Origin of the sequence: Methanoculleus sp. UBA208, from assembly GCF_002498065.1 — an archaeon.
GTDB lineage: Archaea > Halobacteriota > Methanomicrobia > Methanomicrobiales > Methanoculleaceae > Methanoculleus.
The window spans coordinates 1-15,688 of the sequence record NZ_DAFZ01000048.1; the positions used below are offsets into that span (position 1 = coordinate 1).

Consider the following 15,688-nt stretch of genomic DNA (forward strand, 5'->3'; position numbering starts at 1 on the left):
GCACCTTCGGTGCTCGAACTCCTGTCCTACGGGCAGTCGTTCCTAACGGTGCTCATGCACCCGCCCTCCGGCCGGGTGCATTCAAAAAGTATCCGGAGCCTTCGGGGCCGCCCCTTTTGAGAGCCCCATCGGTATACTTCCTTCCGTGCTCCCGGCAACCTTCGCGTAAAACGTCTCGATCTCGTGGACGATTGCCTGCCAGTTGTACCTGGTCCGGACGAGCTCCTTCGCCTGCTCGCCGAACCTGGCCCGCAGGGCGTCGTCGGCAAGCAGACGCCCTATGGTTTCGGCAAGCTCCTCCGGCGTGCACCTGGTATTGAACCCGACGGTGTCGTCGATCCATCCGAGCAGGTCCCCCTTCCCCGTCGTCACGATGGGTGTTCCGCAGAGGCACGCTTCGAGGAACGTGACGGGAAAGCCGGTGAACGTCGGCGTCACGAAGACGTCTGCGTCGGTGTACGCAGCCATCTTGTCCTCCTTGCTCACGAACCCCGTGAAGACCACCCGGTCCTCAAGATCGAGCGACCGGACCAGCTGCCTGAACTCGTCGTTGTGGCCCATGTCTCCTCCCACCAGCATGAGAACGGTGTCGTCGAACTCCCGTGCGACCAGGGCAAACGAGCGGATCAAAAGATCGATCCCCTTCGTCGGGTCGAGCCTCCCGAGGTAGAGCACGACCTTCGTGGCGTCGTCGATGCCCCACGCGGTACGGAACCTGCCGCGGGCCGGAAGGTCGGGGTACTCGGCGAGGTCGATGCCGTTCGGGACGATCGCGATCCTCTCATCGGCAACACCCAGATCGCGGTAGCGCCCGGCCTCCGTCTCGTTGAGCGCGATCACCCCTGCGGCGCCGAGGATCACCTTCTTCGACCAGAGCCGGTCGAAGAGCCGCTTCATCCGCGTAGAGCCCGTATCCTGTGGGAGCGCCCCGTGCGCCTGGAGCACATAGGGTACGCCGTACTTCCTCGCGTAGTGCGAGGCGATGACGGTGAGCATGGTGCGATGGTCGTGGATGTGGACCACGTCGAACTGCGCGATATCCCTTCTCGCGACCGCCGGCATGCGGTAGGGCATCACCGGCAGGATCGCGCCCCGCGTGTACTTTCGTAAGTTCTCAAAGTAGTAAACGTCCATCCCGTCGACGGAGGTCAGGCTGTTCGTCGGCAGGTCGTTTGGATAGATGCTCCTGTTCGTCGTATAGACCGTGACATCGTGCCCGTTTTCGTGAAGGCTATGAGAGATGTCATATGCTACCCGCGCCACCCCGCCCGACTCCCAGAGCGGTTTGAAGAACGGGGTGACCTGTAATATCTTCATACACGTCCTCCTATGTCCCGTGTCTCAGCCGTTTTCTGATCACGCCCGCATAGCAGTTCAGGCAGAACGGCGTCATCAGCCAGACCCCGCATTCGACCAGGGGCGCGAGCCCGTGCTGACGGATCCGGTACCGGTAACTCTCCAGGTTGTACAGCAGGTAGTCCTCGCCGATCTGCTCAAACCACCATTGCCGGCTGACCCCCCCGTTCTGGACCCGGTCCGAACACCTCGTGATCCAGCGCTGCACCTTCTCGCGGGTCCGCCCTTCCGCCACCTCCGGCTGGAAGTCGCTGTTGATGACACAGGGAACGACTGTGTAGTCCCGGATGCCGTGCCGGTCGAAGTCCACCGAGAGGATCATGGTGCTGTTGATCTTCTCCTTGAAGATCTCGGTATCGAACTGGAAATTCCCGAGGGAGTAGGCGATCAGGCCGTCTTTGTACCGCTCCAGCCCCTGGATGGTATGCGAGTGGTGCCCGAGAACCAGGGTTGCCCCCGCATCGATGAGGCTGTGGGCGAGCCTGACCTGGTCCGGGGAGGGGTAGTAGGTGTTCTCTACCCCCCAGTGCAGGGAGACGACGATATGGTCGCACCGGTCGTTCAGTGCTCTGATATCGTTGATGATGGCTTTCTTCTTCAGTTTGGGTACGGTGACGCCCGGCGGCGACCGGAACCTCCCGCTTGTATACGCGAGGAAGCCGAGCCGGATCCCGTTGCGCTCGACGACCAGCCCTGCCGGTGGGTCGTCACCCCGTGCCCCTCCGATGTAGGCGATGCCGCGGGCCTCAAGACCTTCGAGGGTCTTCTCGAATCCTTCCTGTCCCATATCGAGCGTGTGGTTGTTTGCCACGCTGAGGATATCGAACCCGGCGTCTTTGAGGTAATCACCCGCTTCCGGAGGAGTTGTGTTGACCCAGCGTTTCCTGCTCTCGGTCCCGCTCTTGGAGAGGACTGTCTCCAGGTTCCCGAAGAGCAGATCTTTCTGCCGGAGTTCATCCTGGATCAGGGCAAACGGTTCTTTGCCGTTCCTGATCCAGAGGAGCACGTCCCCGACGGCCCGCAGCCGCACCGATGTCATGCTTCTCCTCCGGCAGACTCTTCGCTCGCTACAGAAGTCCCGGGCCTGTAGCCGGCCTTCTGCATCGACCTGCAGGCTCCCACTTTCTTAAGTCCCTGTGGTGGAGTTCTGTTGCCGTCTGCGAGAAAAACCTTCATATACGGGTAATCTGGAATACTGCCCTCCCTCCATCGAAGCGTTGAGTTCCAGACAGGCAGTGTGACAATATATATTTTGCCCCGCTTTCTGCCCCCGGCAAGCAGACCCCGGCGCATACGGTGGCCCCGGCGCTCCATGCGGGGCACGAAATGGCGTCGGAATCGGCACCCCCCCGAACCATTAACTGCTTTTACAGTGAATACGTACCTGGACTGCCAGGCGGCAGATGATGAGAGTTACCCCCACTGATCCGGTGATGAAGCAGGGGGCTGATGCCGCCGTGTATCCGCCGTGCAACCCATGTCCCATGGAAAGGGGACACCTGTTTTCCGGAGACTCTTCGTTCCCGCTCTCTTTCGGGCTCGACGATCCGGTTCCGCGGGGACGATCGCATTCCGGGGCAACCGTATCGCCGTTTTCGTGAAGATATCCACCGAGTCGCAGTTCCTCCATACGGAACCATGATTCTGATGGTCCTGAGGTGCTTGTACCAATCGAATCGGTGTTCGGGGACCGGCTGCCGACTTCTGCAGGAACCCGTATCCGGAGAAATGTATATATACTGGCAACAGTATGGCAGTGTCGGACGGTGCGACTGAAACGAGCAGATCCTGTGATCTGCGTCCGGATCCGCTCTCCATGCGCATTGATTCGGTCGTGGGGTGTTTGGCGTCGTACTCTTCGTCTTCTGCTGGAGTGATTCACATGAGCCGGTACGGGTCTATTCGTTCTACTGCGGTCGAGGTTCTTGCCGACAGAGAAAAGACGGTTGCCCGGGAGGTTGGTTCCGGCAACACCTCCCCGGAGGTTGCCGGGGGCCGAACTCTGCAGAAACCTCCCCGTCCACCCCGGGATACCTTTCCGGATAACGGAGCCGGCGTCGCGGAAGATGGTCGCTCCTCCCCCGCCGCGTTCGGGGAAGGGCCGGGCGTCGGGACGGTACACCCCGCAACCGCAAGGGCAGGCGCCCGTTCGTTTGCCGTCGCCGCTCCCGCCTATAATGAGGGCCTCGTCATCGGCTCCGTCGTCCTCCTGGCGAAGAAGCACGCCGACCGGGTGATCGTCGTCGACGACGGCTCGGCGGACCGAACCGCTGCGATCGCCCGGCTTGCCGGCGCCGACGTCATCGAGATGCCGGAGAATGGCGGCAAGGCGAAGGCCATGATGGCCGGGTTTGCCCGGGCGCGTGAACTTGGCTACGAGGCTGTCGTGATGCTCGACGGTGACGGCCAGCACGACCCCGAAGAGATCCCGATCGTGGCGGCGCCGGTGCTCGCGGGCGTCGCCGATCTCGTCATCGGCTCGCGGTTCCTGGAGACCCGGGCCGAGATCCCTGCCTACCGCAGGGCAGGCCAGATGGTGCTCAATGGGTTTACGAACCTCTCGGTAGACGGCAATTTTTCGACGACCGACTCCCAGTCAGGGTTCCGGGCACTCTCCCGCCGTGCCCTCGAGAACCTGACCTTCTCCTCGGAGGGTTACAACATCGAGTCCGACATGATCGCCCACTTTGCCCCCCTGAACCTCAGGATGACCGAGGTCCCGATCTCTGTCACCTACGACGTCCCCCACAAGCACAAGAAGAACCCGCTCTCCCACGGCTTCGGGGTGCTGGCAAAGATCGTGGAACTCATCGGCAACCGGCGGCCGCTGCTCTTCTTCGGCATTCCTGGAGGTCTTATCGTGCTTTTTGGGCTGGGTCTTGAGATCTATACCTTCTCCGAACTCTACCGGACCAACCAGTTCCATTACGTTCTTTTTCCCCTGGGAATCACCGCACTGATCCTCGGCCTTTCGCTGATCGAGTCCGGGTTGATCCTGAACTTCCTCACGGCGATGGAGCAGCGCCGCATGAAAAGAGATGCGTGAATCTCATGCAAAAAAGAAGAAAAACGGTTTGGCAGAGGCGAAGGGTGTACGGCACGCACGCCGGCGGGGTTACTCTTGAAGTTACAGCCTGTTTCCGGTGCCCCCCGACATCCGCAGGTATTATATGTATGTGTTCACGATAGGTTCAGCGATGCGTAAAACCGATGCTGCATCGATCGCCCTGGCAGCCTGGATGCTCGCCGTGAGCAGTTTCATGTATATACTTCATGCGCCGAACCTGAAACTGTTCATGGCCATCGTGCTGGTGGGCTTCTTCATCATCGTCTATACGATCCACCCGGTCTTTTCGAGGCCCGGGTATATGCGCAACATGCGTCGCATGACAATAGCCAGCACGGCGCTCTTTGGCCTGCTCGTCGCCCTGAGGGTACTGGAGTTGAACGAATACTGGAGCCTCTGACCGGCGGATATGAGGGCGTCTCTTCCGTGCCCTGCAGGATGTTCGGGTGAAAGACATGGTAATGGACAGGCATAAGCACTACAGAATCGCCTCATACCTCCTTATTGGGTTTGCAGTCCTGCTCTTCCTTGCAGTCCTGCTCTCGGACCCGCAGGGGTATATGCAGAATCAACTCCTCCTGCTGGGTGCGACCGGTTTCATCGGCGGTGCTTTTCTCTTCGCGCTCGGCGGCGACGACTCTGTGGACGCACAGCTGGCCAGCCGGCTCTCCCTGCAGGGCATCTCCACCCTGGGCCGCACCATCCGCGACCTGGGCGGGTATGGAGCCGCAATCTTTCTTCCGCCGGAGAGCGAAGACGGGGAGGTCATGCAGTTCATTCCGACCCAGCCCGCCTGCAGGCCGTTCCTGGGAGACGGAGGTGGATTTGCCTGTCACAACGGGAGTACCGGGACCATAACCCATCCCCTGGCAGGCCCCATTCTCGATGACCTGAAACGCGACAACGACTTTGTCCTGCCCTCGGATTACGGCCTGCTGATGGGGGCGATCAGGGAGGTGTGCGAGGATCTTCTCTCGGTTGTGGACCGGGTGGATGTAAAACGGGAAGGCGACACGGTGATCTTTACCCTGCATAATTATCTGCTCATTCCCAGTTGTGCTTCGCTTCGCGAGGCGTCTCCGGAATTCTGCGCACTCTGCCCCTGCTCGATCTGTAGCCTGATCGCGTGCATGATCGCGGACGGCCTTAAGTGCGAGGTCAGCCTGGACCACGTAACCCAGGACGACGGCGCACGGTCACACCGCATGGAGATTTACTATACTCTTAAGGGACACGCCGCCTGAAGGGGACCGGCAACGTATGCCACGCCCCCTTCCCGCCGGTGCATAAATGGTCGGGTGCCTGGGGAGAAGGATCGGAATATTATCGGCAATGCCTTTCATTGGTCCTCCGGAGGTCGCAGCAAAACATATATCATCACCCCCTGATGTAGGGCGTGAGAACTTCTCATGGCGAGTTTCCTCAGCAATCTCCTCAAGTTGACATCGGGCACCGTGATTGCCCAGGTAGTTGCCATAGTCCTCATTCCCGTAGTTACACGCATCTACTCTCCAGAATTCTTCGGCGTTAACCAGCTCTTTCTCTCGATGGCGCTGGTGATCACGGTCGTCTCCTCTCTCTCCTATCACTTCGCAATCATGGTGACGGAGAAAGACGACGACTCCGTGAACGTACTTGCACTCTGTGTTGCCTGTATACTGGGGGTCGCCGTCCTGACCGGCGTCGTCTTTGCCTGGTTTGGCGACTGGTTCGCGGATATCCTCAATACGCCGGCGATCGCCGATTACCTGATACTGCTGCCGTTCTTTGTTACATTCAGCAGTCTCTACATAGTCCTGAGCGAGTGGTTCTCCCGGAAAGTGCGGTACGGCGCCATTGCAAGGGGTATCGTGATGAATTCCGTCTCAACGCGTGTATTTCAGATCGGAGCCGGATTGATCCATGCCTCCCCGCTCGGCCTCATCCTCGGTTCGGTGATCGGCGCGGCCCTCGCCAATCTCCCCATGCTGCGGAGACTGAAAGAGGATGCTCCCCTCCTGAAATCGGTTACACCCGGACGGATGAAGGACCTCGCCTTCCGGTACAGCCGTTTCTCGTTCTTCGCGTCACTTGGAAGCCTTGCAAACAGTGCGTCCTGGGAACTGCCGGCATTCATGCTCGCTTACTTCTTCAACCCGGTCATTGTCGGGTTCTATGCCCTTACCATAATGGCGGTACGGCTGCCCATGATGGTGGTGGGAACATCCGTCACGCAGGTCTTCTTCCAGAAAGCAAGCGAGGAGAGAATCCAGACCGGGGCTGTCAAAAACGTGGTCCGTGAGGTCCACACAAGGCTCATCTCCGTCGGCATCTTCCCCTTCATCATCTTTGCCATCCTCGCCGAGGACCTCTTTACCTTCGTCTTCGGCGCGGACTGGCTCACTGCAGGCACCTACGCCATGATCCTTACCCCGTGGCTGTTCGCCGTGTTTGCCGTCTCTCCGATCTCATCTCTTTTCGGTGTCCTCGACAGGCAGAGGGCTTTCTTCCTCTTCGAGATCACGACCCTGTGCGCATGGCTACTCCTGTTCTCCGTCGGCGGCATCCTGGGCGATCCCGTCGCAGTACTCACGTTCTTCTCCGCCGGCGGCGTGCTCCTCTGGGGGGGAAGAGCGTCTACCTAATAAGAGAGTCCGGGGCCGGGTACCGGAGCAGTGTCCTCAGCCTGGTGAGGCATCTGCTGATCAGCATCGCGCTCGCCCTCCCCCTCGCAATCGGGAGGTACCTGGATGTCCCGTTTCTACTCCTGCTGGTTGCTGCAGGAGTAACCGCGGTTGCCTACTATCTCCTGATCTTCTTTACGGACACCCTGGTCCACAGAGAAGTTCTGGGGATGATCCGGGGTTCCGTCCCCCCGGAATATCTGCACTGGCTGGAGCGACTGGGCCTGCTCCGCTAACGGGTCGGGCGATTTCCGTGGAGCAGCCGTGCGGCACCTCCTCAGGGGCCGCCCGTCACGCCGTCCCCGGGAGGCCGCAACCCGTTCTTCTCCCACCATGTCGCGATCTCCCTGCCGCCCGTCATCCAGGCTCCCCTGTCGCGTCCGTACTCCAGAATCTTTTTGTAGAACTGAAGTGATGTGCCGATCATGAACTCATTATGCCAGAGGACGGTGATCACACCGTGATGCCGTTCGACGGTATTGAGGACCCGTTCCATCTCGTCCCAGGCCTGCTCGATATTCAACCGCATGTGCAGGAGCAACGTCCGATCCATGACAGCGAGCGGGATCTCAAGGACCTCCATCTCCCGGCCGGTATTCAGGTTGAACGGCCGGAACGGGTGGCACATGCCGTTCCGAAACCCGATGCAGTCCGGATATCCGAGCGTGGTGTCGTAGAGGAATCCTGCTCCTTCCAGCAGCTCCCAGGTATCAGGCACCCGGAACCTGAGGTAATGGTTCCGGAATCCGGCAACCTTCCTGCTGAGGATCTTCTCAAGGTGCCTCTTCTCCGCGAGCAGCCTCTCCGGATCGCAATAAGTCCTGCATCCCCCGTGCAGGCCGACCTCCCACCCCTGGTCATGGAGCATGCAGATCTCCTGTTCCAGGTCCTCGATCGCGTATGCGTAGTCCCGGTCATCCTTCTCCAGGGCCAGAAAATAGAAACTGGAGCATGCTCCATAGGAATCCTCGAGTTCGGCGATCTCCTGGAAGTTCCATGCGGGACGCTTTTTTGAGCGCAGTTGCGGAATTATGTGGCCTGCGCGCGAGAAATCCCCGTCTCTTAACGACTTGACGATCTCATAGCCCTTTATGGGGAGAGGCTTGTAGACTGTGTCGATGTCGTGCGTAAGGCAGATCGCAAAAGGCTGGCCTTCCGGGTATTCACACTGAAAGCCATTCTCCATGAGGATCTGTGATGCCCGGGGTACACAGACGTCACGGTGCCGGCTCCTGTAGTAGGGAAACCGGCCGTATCCGTCCCGGTCGCGCCTCTCGCACTCCTCCTTTCTGGTGAACAGGTCCCAGATCTCTTCGTCCTGCCTGAGCAGATCCGTCATGCGGGGTATCCCCCTCCTGCCCTGTAATCCTGAGTCGGATGGCATATACCTTTCACGCCGGTGCGGTATCCCGCTGCCGGTCCCGGAAGTATATGGATCTTCTGATTCGGTCCTGCCTTCCGCCCCGGAGATGTTCCGCAGTGCATTCTCTTCTCTCCCCTGCATAAGATGGATCCCCTGAAAGTTGTTACCGGAATACCTCCTCAAAAGAGAACGTCGTGAAGTCCGCGTACGACGCATCGAGTATCTTCAGTTCCAGATCCTCCCGTGCGACGGCAAAGGACATGGTGTCGGGATACCCGATGTAGCTGTACTCGGTGGCACCGCTGTAACTGGTGGAGTTCGATGCCGCCCGCAGGATCTCTATCATCTCGGGCGTACCGATGCTGCGGCCTTCGCTTATGAATCGGTTCAGGGTATCGTTCATTGCTATGTACCGATGATGGGTCGGCAGGATGGATCCCGGTTCTCCGTCCGCCGCTGCTTCCGTGCCCGGTCCGGCGTTATAGATATAGAAGTTGTTGGTCGTCAGGATCGCAGGGATGCCGGTCGGCGGAACCTCACCGGGTCTCCGTACCGCCATCCCATAGGAGTCGGACTCGAATGTCACCGATGGGGTCCCGTTGGGGTCCGTTTTGTACGGCACCGAGACTGCGGTGTTCCAGCCACCCGTCCGTGTCATATCCCGCGACATCCAGTAGTTCTCCGCATCGGGGATGGTCCGGCAGTGCTGCAGGGTCTCCATATAGAGCGTGGAGTATTCGAGCAGGTCTGTTGCGCTGAAGTTCGGACCGTATCCGACGGAATGCGTGGCCAGGGTCAGGCCTTCCTCGTTCATGGCATTATACGTCCCGTAGAAGCCGGGCCAGTCGATACCCACGACCCGCATCCCGCCGCTCCCCTCTTCCGGTTCGGTCGCGACGATAAGGAGCGTGTTCACCGTGATCTTCCGCAGGTCGTTCTCCCCGTCCATGTTCTTGCCGTGGATCAACCCGCCGGAGAGTTCGGGGTTTTGGGTCAGGTTGCCCCAGACGACCGCGTTCGAGCACATCAGGCTGTCCGGTTCACCGTTCTCCTCGTTTGGTATGGAATCTCTCAGGTGTACCATGCAGTAAAGAGCATTTATCGCCAGAACATCGTCGCGCATGACGTCCCGCCCGAGGACGTCGATGTGCATACCGGTCCCCGAGTCCCTCATGCCCTGGATCATCGCGTCGGCAACGGGAACGTAGGGATCATTTGCCGAGAAATTGTTCCGGATGAAGGGCAGGAGGTCGTTTTCGTAGAGCGACGGGGACCGGGCATAGTACTCGATCAGGACATACTCGACCCAGTCCCTGATCTGCGGGCCGACAAGATATCCCTGGGCATACGCTCGTTCTTCGTCGGTCCCGCGGAGCTGCAGGACCGGATACCCCTTGATCGTCTTCAGGGTTCCCCCACCGTTCCCCCGATCGACACTCAACTCCTCATCCGGGTAAGGAGTCGGGGCGATCAGTGTCAGGTCGATCCCGGAAACGTCGTTGCCGTCGGTCACGTTAACGCTCGTCGGCAGCAGGTAATCGTCGGTCCGGTACCAGCCGGTGGGTTCCAGGTAATCTTCATGATCGATTCCTCCGTCACCGTTCGTGTCTTTCCAGGCATAGAGGAAGTATTCGCCGGGTTCGGGAACCCTGACGCGATAGGGGCCCGGGGCGCTGATGGTTGTATACGCGACGACGTGCTCTGATGCGTATGGCTGCGCCTCCGTCTCCATCTCGCGTATCTTCTGGAGAACGACCGGGTAAGTTGCGAGGATGTAGGTCGTGCCGGGATCCCGATCCTCGGAGACAAGGGTGCCGGATATCGTAACCGCCGTATCCTCTGGCTGCATCTCCCGGAGGCCGGAGTAAAGAGCCATCCATGCGACGAGGATAGCAAGGATGACGATAGCCGCGAGCATCACCGTTATCAGGGCGAAATTTCTTCTTTCCATGCGTATACACCTGAATTTTGCTGGCATTATCTCGTGTCACTGTGAGATGGAGCCTGTCATCGTCAGAACATTAAGAGTATATTAAAATTTCGCCGGTTGCAGAGCGATTCAGTTCGTTTATGATATGCGGGGTTGCCCGATCTTGAGGATACTGCTTAAATATGAAAGGGGGCGGCGCAAAACGCCGCTAAAACCAAATTATCCTCTCTCCGAAAGGGGTAGCGCCGCGCTTTGCTCCCCTGCCGGCAGACGAATCTCTTTGTCGTTCATCGGTTGCGTCGGAAACCGGTCTCTGCCAGCTGCTTATTATGCAGTAAAAGCACGAGCAACCTGAATCCCGGAGAGTCTCTTTTTCATCCGGTAAGCCAGGGATGCTGTTTTCGACAGCAGGACCAGCCGTGCATGAATAGGTATGTATTCGGCCCCGAATTTTGCTTTGCCCTGGAAACGGGGGTTATCCGGTTCCAGCCTCTGCCGCCCGAAGGACAGCTTCTCGTACCCGTTCTCCCACGCCCAGTTGACCAGATCCCAGTATACAGGGTACGTGGGGGTATACCGGTTCGGGAGGTTCCGGTTCAAGGCCAGGTACTGGTAATAGGCGGTTGCTCTATCCGGAGACGCCAGCGTCAGCCATCCGCCTGCAAATACGTCGCCGTTTGCCAGGATCGCAATTCTCACATCGTCAGGGAAGAAGTCCAGGAGTCTCTCGAAAAAAGAGGATGGCAGGATATCCCCATTAATGTGTGTTAAATTTTCTACGTAGTATCGATAGAACCTTTTAATTTCGGACGGTTCATGCGCCTCCCGGATCGTAAAACCTCTTTTTTCAAATATCTGGATGTTGTACCGCATGTTCCTCGAAAAGGTGCTCCAGATTACTTCCGGAGACGTTTGCTTTAAGTTCAGTATCATATTGCCCGTATGCTCAATGATGAAGTTATCGTGCTTTGTTTCATCCATTGTATCAGGAGAGTAGGTGTTGAAGTGAAGAAACGAGCATTCTTCTGCGAAGAGCGATAGAACCTCATCGAGATGGTTGATGTCAAAAGAATCGTCCAATATCATATTGTTGAATTCGGAGTGAGGGATACTGTTTAAACCATGGAAGAAACCTGCCGACTGTTCGACAAACGGGCATATGCCGACAACCTGCTGGTCTTTGAGGATGAGGTAGTACCGCAATCGCAGGTTCAATGCGTCTTCTAAAATACTCTTCCAGCGCAGGCTGTGGAACGGCGTGCCTTCCCGGGATCGATCGTTGAACTCCTTCCATTGGTGTGCGTTCTCCCCGGATAGCAGTTCAATGGAATAAGTCATGATGGGCACCTTGCCGGACAACTTTGATAATACTTTCCACCTTTTATATTCCGTTATCCGAACCCGTTTGCCCGTAAAACCCCTTCATCATGACATCCGGGATTCCGTATAGGGCGACCGGTGCCATGAGAAACGGGAAATTCATCCCGGCATACCCGGTCCTGGAACCGGTTTTTCAGGCGGCGCGGGATATCATGGCCTTTACGCGAGTGTTAACCCTGCTCATGAAGGTGTATCTGGCCCGGACCGCTCGACGCCGTAATACGGAACAAGGTCCGGGTTGAACGTTGCTATGAACGCACTCAGGCGGGCCATGTTCCCGGCCATCAGATTGACCGACGGATAATGCCGTTCCGCAAAATGAGTGACAACCTCGCTGAGAAGAAGCGAAGCCGCCCCCGTGTTCAGGTGCTCTTCCGCAGAGGCTGCAGACCACCGATGAGCAGTCTTTGAGTCGCAAACGATGACTTCGGCCGCAGCTACCTCTCCCGAAGGAGTCTTCGCGACCCACATCTCGCCCAGGTTCTTCTCCCGGATCGCATCCAGCATGTTCATGAGGTGCTTTTTGGAGAACGGCGGTTGCGAATTCTGTTTTGCAAAGGTATTCTTCGTGAGCTCCCAGTATGTCTCGGCGTCAAAATGTTCTGTTGCGGTAACGCCCAGTTTCTGGGCTTTGCGAATACTTCGCCGTGCGTTTTTGGAAATATGTTCGGACACATCCCTGTCGGTCGGAAGCATATAAGTGTAGTAGACCTTTGCATCCCACCCGTTCCTGGTGAACCCTCGAACATCCGAGGTCATCCCACAATTATAAGAGACCTTGAATAAAACCCGGGGTGTATGGCATTCCGGGAAATCGATGACGAACTCTGGGCAATCATTGAGCCGCATCTCCCTCCCCAGAAACCTCATGTCGGGCGACCCAGAACCGACCATCGTGCGATGTTCAACGGCATCCTGTATGTCCTGACCACCGGTTGTACCTGGAGTGACGTCCCTCGGCAATACGGCACGAAATCGACGGTACATCGGTTTCACCTTTACCTTGCCGAACACGGCATCTATCAGGACATTTTCCTCGATCTTCTTCGATCGGGCTATGAGATCCGGAAAATCGATCTCACCCACTGTTCCACCGATACCAAGGATATCCCGGCTAAAAAGGGGGATCGACCGGTTATGATGGCTATAAGAAAGTAAAAGGGAACAAGCTGAGCGCTCTGGTTGATCGGAGCGGTCTCCCCCTTGCCTGTACGGTCTTCCCGGCAAATATCCATGATTCCCAACTTTATGAACCAACCGTTGAAGCGTTTACGATTCCAGAGATGCAGGTTCATCCCTCAATCATCTCGGCGGATGCAGCCTACGATGCCCAGATGATCCGCCAGTACAACCGGAAACGAAGGATCAAGAGCAACATCCCGACCAACCCGAGATCCCGGATACACCCGAAGCGGGGAAGACCGCGCTGGTTCGATCCGACACTGTATAAAGAAAGAGGGGCTATTGAACGGTTCTTCAGCTGGATCGAGGCATTCAAGAAGATTGTTCCTCGATATGAACGCTATGAACACTCATTCCTCGGATTGATCCACCTGGCATGTGCCATTATGATCTGGAGGGTTATGGGATGACCTCTCCTCCAGTCCCGGAGAGTTCACCAGGTCCACATGGTCGAACCTCTGCCGGACAATATGATTGCAGATGGATGCGATGACCCTGTCGGCATGCAACTCCCTCTCTCTTTGTTTGGTACTCTCTATTCCGGCTATCACTATCCCGCCGTAAGGAGCCAGCAGTGCTGCGGAAGAGGCGATTCTGAGCAGTTTATACGGGTTTGACAGGAGGAGGGGGCAGCCCCCGATCAACGCATCGTCTTCGTAGCACCCGAGTACCACCGGCGTCCGGTTCAGTGACGAAGCGGTCCTGACCGCCCAGTCGCTCGTGTGGAATATCGTCCCCTGATCGGAGCCGGCGACCAGTTCGTCCCATACGGGGAACTCATCTGCTTCTAATGCTTTCACCTCTATCCGCACCATTCACGACACCCGGCCTGCGGTGGGAACTGTTGCCTGTTCGCTTCCTGAAATGGATTTTTTCAATTGATAGAGCAGGGAGGCCGTCTTTGAGAGGAGAACAACCCTTGAATGGATCGGCAAGGGCTCAGCCCCGAATTTCCGTTTGCTCCGGACGCGGGGGTTATCCGGCCTCTCGCGCCCGAGTGATATCCGTTCGTAACCGTTCTCCCAGGCCCAGTTGATGCCCTCCCACGAAAGATAGTAGGTGGGCGAGTACTTGTTCGGGAGGTCCCGGTTCAACGCCAGGTACTGGAAATAGGCGGTTTTCCGTGCGGGGTCCAGTATTGCCAGGTTTCCCCCGGCGAAGACGCCGTTCCTGGTGAGAAGTGCGATTCGCACTTCATTCTGTGAAAAAGCGTCAAGAAGCCTCTGGAAAAAAGTAAACGGTAGAACATAGCCATTTATACGGTTCAGGTTATCCGAGTAATAGCGATAAAATTGTTCGATGCCGTGGCCCTGTTCCATCTCTTGAACCGTAAACCCTCCCTTTTCGAATCTAGTGACTTTATATCGTTCGTCTTTCGACAGAATCTCCTTCCATATCGTCTCCGGGGGGTTTCGGTTCAGGTCCAGTATTACGTTGCTTCCATCCTCGTTCGGGACGGTATGGTACCCGATCTTATCGGGCAGGCCCGGGTCGTATGTATTAAAGTAAAGAAACGAGTATCTTTTCGAGAAAAGGGACAAAATATCATTGATATGATCTGCATCAAAGGTTTCGTCCAGTATGATGTTGTTGTATTCGGAGCGGGGTATGCCGTTCAGGCCCCGGAACCGTTTCATCGATTGTTCGACGAACGGGCATATGCCGATGACCTTCCGATCGTCGAGGATGAGGTAGTAGCGTACCTTCAGTTTCAGCACATCCTCTAAGGCATTCTTCCACCGTACACCGTGAAATGGAGTTCCTTCCCGCGATCGGTTTACAAATTCCTCCCATCGACAGGCATTGCTCTCTGACAACGGTTCGATCGAATATGTCATCAGGGGATTACCTGCCTGTACCCGGCATTAACATTTTCCATCACCCTGCAGAGGTTGTCCCGATACTCTCCCTCTCATCGTGATGCATACCGGATACCCCTGTCGGACAACACGGCTTACCATCGGGGCTCTGTCCCCTGAATGCTTTCAGCCCTGCTGAAGATGGCCGGAAGAAGGCGTTTCATCCACTTTGTGGAGATCCGATTGTGCGAACCCGGAGGTATGCCGGCACTGCCCGGTCATAAGAAAAATGTTAATACCGGGTACAGGCAGGTAATCCCCTGATGACGTGTTCGATCGAGCCATTATCAGAGAGCAATGCACACCAATGGGAGGAATTTAACACTCAGTCCGCAGAAGGCAGTCTCTTTCACGGTTTACGGTGGAAAAGTGTCTTAGAGGATGTCTTTCACCTGAAACTGCGATACTATCTCATTCTCAACGGCAGGGAGATCGTCGGGATAAGTCCCTGGGTCGAACGATCGGTACTGAACTTTCAGGGACTGGTCAGCATCCTCCACTCCGAAGTGAACAACATCGTGCTGGACGATGCCGTCAGTGCCGACCACTTCAACGAGGTTCTATCGCTCTTTGCAAAGAAATACTCGTTCCTGCATTTCAACACGCATAACCCTGTGCTGTTGGACCGGGTCCGGTTTGCCCATGTTCCCGGTGAGGATACGGGTCATATGGTGGCGGACCTGAAATCCAACCCTCCCGATGCCGTATGGGCCGGCCTCTCGAAGAAAACGAAGCAGGCCATCCGCACGTTTGAGAACGACGGATTTGAGGTTCGGACGATAAACCGGCCCGGCGATCTCGAGGGTTTTTACCGCTACTATGTCCGAAACCTGACACACATCCGTGGCGAGATCCTACCGCTTGCCTTGAGGTCATCCCAATACTCTC

The 15,688-nt window shown here is 57.1% G+C and carries 16 protein-coding genes; 8 read left to right on the top strand and 8 right to left on the bottom strand.

What is annotated here, in order from left to right:
- Positions 1 to 81: 81 nt before the first annotated feature.
- Together BRA62_RS04775 and BRA62_RS04780 are read right to left on the bottom strand one after the other, a co-directional pair.
- A complete protein-coding gene (locus BRA62_RS04775; RefSeq protein ID WP_292365238.1) occupies positions 82 to 1,317 on the bottom strand; it encodes a glycosyltransferase in 1,236 nt (411 codons plus the stop codon).
- 10 nt (positions 1,318 to 1,327) lie between these two features.
- Positions 1,328 to 2,395: a CapA family protein gene (locus tag BRA62_RS04780; RefSeq protein ID WP_292365240.1), complete on the bottom strand. Its 1,068-nt coding sequence runs from the start codon at positions 2,393 to 2,395 to the stop codon at positions 1,328 to 1,330.
- Positions 2,396 to 3,238: 843 nt separating this feature from the next.
- Between BRA62_RS04780 and BRA62_RS04785 the strand changes: the two genes are divergently transcribed.
- The 5 genes from BRA62_RS04785 (at position 3,239) to BRA62_RS04805 (ending at position 7,322) form a co-directional block, all read left to right on the top strand.
- Positions 3,239 to 4,402: a glycosyltransferase family 2 protein gene (locus BRA62_RS04785; RefSeq protein ID WP_292365241.1), complete on the top strand. Its 1,164-nt coding sequence runs from the start codon at positions 3,239 to 3,241 to the stop codon at positions 4,400 to 4,402.
- Positions 4,403 to 4,553: 151 nt separating this feature from the next.
- Complete coding sequence (locus tag BRA62_RS04790; RefSeq protein WP_292365242.1) at positions 4,554 to 4,823, top strand: hypothetical protein; 270 nt, start codon at positions 4,554 to 4,556, stop codon at positions 4,821 to 4,823.
- Between the two features lie 46 nt (positions 4,824 to 4,869).
- The gene (locus BRA62_RS04795; protein WP_292365243.1) at positions 4,870 to 5,667 is read left to right on the top strand and encodes a hypothetical protein; all 798 of its coding nucleotides are present in this window, start codon (positions 4,870 to 4,872) and stop codon (positions 5,665 to 5,667) included.
- A 165-nt stretch (positions 5,668 to 5,832) separates the two neighbouring features.
- Positions 5,833 to 7,047, top strand: coding sequence for a lipopolysaccharide biosynthesis protein (locus tag BRA62_RS04800; RefSeq protein WP_292365244.1), 1,215 nt, complete (start codon positions 5,833 to 5,835; stop codon positions 7,045 to 7,047).
- Between the two features lie 44 nt (positions 7,048 to 7,091).
- Positions 7,092 to 7,322: a hypothetical protein gene (locus BRA62_RS04805; protein ID WP_292365245.1), complete on the top strand. Its 231-nt coding sequence runs from the start codon at positions 7,092 to 7,094 to the stop codon at positions 7,320 to 7,322.
- 41 nt (positions 7,323 to 7,363) lie between these two features.
- On the opposite strand, the gene BRA62_RS04810 is transcribed toward BRA62_RS04805, so the two are convergent.
- The 4 genes from BRA62_RS04810 to BRA62_RS04825 form a co-directional block, all read right to left on the bottom strand.
- Positions 7,364 to 8,425 carry a polysaccharide deacetylase family protein gene (locus BRA62_RS04810; protein ID WP_292365246.1) on the bottom strand — a complete coding sequence of 354 codons (1,062 nt, stop codon included), beginning with the start codon at positions 8,423 to 8,425 and terminating at the stop codon, positions 7,364 to 7,366.
- 187 nt (positions 8,426 to 8,612) lie between these two features.
- Complete coding sequence (locus BRA62_RS04815; protein ID WP_292365247.1) at positions 8,613 to 10,400, bottom strand: hypothetical protein; 1,788 nt, start codon at positions 10,398 to 10,400, stop codon at positions 8,613 to 8,615.
- A gap of 306 nt (positions 10,401 to 10,706) precedes the next feature.
- The gene (locus tag BRA62_RS04820) at positions 10,707 to 11,717 is read right to left on the bottom strand and encodes a GNAT family N-acetyltransferase (protein ID WP_292365248.1); all 1,011 of its coding nucleotides are present in this window, start codon (positions 11,715 to 11,717) and stop codon (positions 10,707 to 10,709) included.
- Between the two features lie 222 nt (positions 11,718 to 11,939).
- Positions 11,940 to 12,653 carry a GNAT family N-acetyltransferase gene (locus BRA62_RS04825; RefSeq protein WP_394339987.1) on the bottom strand — a complete coding sequence of 238 codons (714 nt, stop codon included), beginning with the start codon at positions 12,651 to 12,653 and terminating at the stop codon, positions 11,940 to 11,942.
- On the opposite strand from BRA62_RS04825, the gene BRA62_RS12805 reads away from it, so the two are divergent.
- Positions 12,558 to 12,917 carry a transposase gene (locus tag BRA62_RS12805; RefSeq protein WP_394339988.1) on the top strand — a complete coding sequence of 120 codons (360 nt, stop codon included), beginning with the start codon at positions 12,558 to 12,560 and terminating at the stop codon, positions 12,915 to 12,917. The two genes, BRA62_RS04825 and BRA62_RS12805, sit on opposite strands and share 96 nt — an antisense overlap.
- Positions 12,918 to 12,937: 20 nt before the next feature.
- On the top strand, positions 12,938 to 13,351 hold the full coding sequence (locus tag BRA62_RS12810; RefSeq protein ID WP_394339989.1) for a transposase: 414 nt from the start codon (positions 12,938 to 12,940) through the stop codon (positions 13,349 to 13,351).
- On the opposite strand, the gene BRA62_RS04830 is transcribed toward BRA62_RS12810, so the two are convergent.
- Positions 13,292 to 13,756 (bottom strand): hypothetical protein, encoded by a 465-nt coding sequence (locus BRA62_RS04830; RefSeq protein ID WP_292365252.1) that lies wholly within the window; start codon positions 13,754 to 13,756, stop codon positions 13,292 to 13,294. The two genes, BRA62_RS12810 and BRA62_RS04830, sit on opposite strands and share 60 nt — an antisense overlap.
- Entirely contained in the window at positions 13,757 to 14,779 is a 1,023-nt protein-coding gene (locus BRA62_RS04835) for a GNAT family N-acetyltransferase (RefSeq protein WP_292365254.1), read from the bottom strand.
- 284 nt (positions 14,780 to 15,063) lie between these two features.
- Between BRA62_RS04835 and BRA62_RS04840 the strand changes: the two genes are divergently transcribed.
- On the top strand, positions 15,064 to 15,688 hold a 625-nt coding region (locus tag BRA62_RS04840; protein WP_292365256.1), incomplete at its 3' end, for a hypothetical protein.

What these genes read in the sequence shown, in the direction of transcription:
- BRA62_RS04775 (WP_292365238.1), bottom strand. Translation starts at nt 1,317, where the DNA reads ATGAAGATATTACAGGTCACCCCGTTCTTCAAACCGCTCTGGGAGTCG.
- BRA62_RS04780 (WP_292365240.1), bottom strand. Translation starts at nt 2,395, where the DNA reads ATGACATCGGTGCGGCTGCGGGCCGTCGGGGACGTGCTCCTCTGGATC.
- BRA62_RS04785 (WP_292365241.1), top strand. Translation starts at nt 3,239, where the DNA reads ATGAGCCGGTACGGGTCTATTCGTTCTACTGCGGTCGAGGTTCTTGCC.
- BRA62_RS04790 (WP_292365242.1), top strand. Translation starts at nt 4,554, where the DNA reads ATGCGTAAAACCGATGCTGCATCGATCGCCCTGGCAGCCTGGATGCTC.
- BRA62_RS04800 (WP_292365244.1), top strand. Translation starts at nt 5,833, where the DNA reads ATGGCGAGTTTCCTCAGCAATCTCCTCAAGTTGACATCGGGCACCGTG.
- BRA62_RS04810 (WP_292365246.1), bottom strand. Translation starts at nt 8,425, where the DNA reads ATGACGGATCTGCTCAGGCAGGACGAAGAGATCTGGGACCTGTTCACC.
- BRA62_RS04815 (WP_292365247.1), bottom strand. Translation starts at nt 10,400, where the DNA reads ATGGAAAGAAGAAATTTCGCCCTGATAACGGTGATGCTCGCGGCTATC.
- BRA62_RS04820 (WP_292365248.1), bottom strand. Translation starts at nt 11,717, where the DNA reads ATGACTTATTCCATTGAACTGCTATCCGGGGAGAACGCACACCAATGG.
- BRA62_RS12805 (WP_394339988.1), top strand. Translation starts at nt 12,558, where the DNA reads ATGGCATTCCGGGAAATCGATGACGAACTCTGGGCAATCATTGAGCCG.
- BRA62_RS04825 (WP_394339987.1), bottom strand. Translation starts at nt 12,653, where the DNA reads ATGGTCGGTTCTGGGTCGCCCGACATGAGGTTTCTGGGGAGGGAGATG.
- BRA62_RS04830 (WP_292365252.1), bottom strand. Translation starts at nt 13,756, where the DNA reads ATGGTGCGGATAGAGGTGAAAGCATTAGAAGCAGATGAGTTCCCCGTA.
- BRA62_RS04835 (WP_292365254.1), bottom strand. Translation starts at nt 14,779, where the DNA reads ATGACATATTCGATCGAACCGTTGTCAGAGAGCAATGCCTGTCGATGG.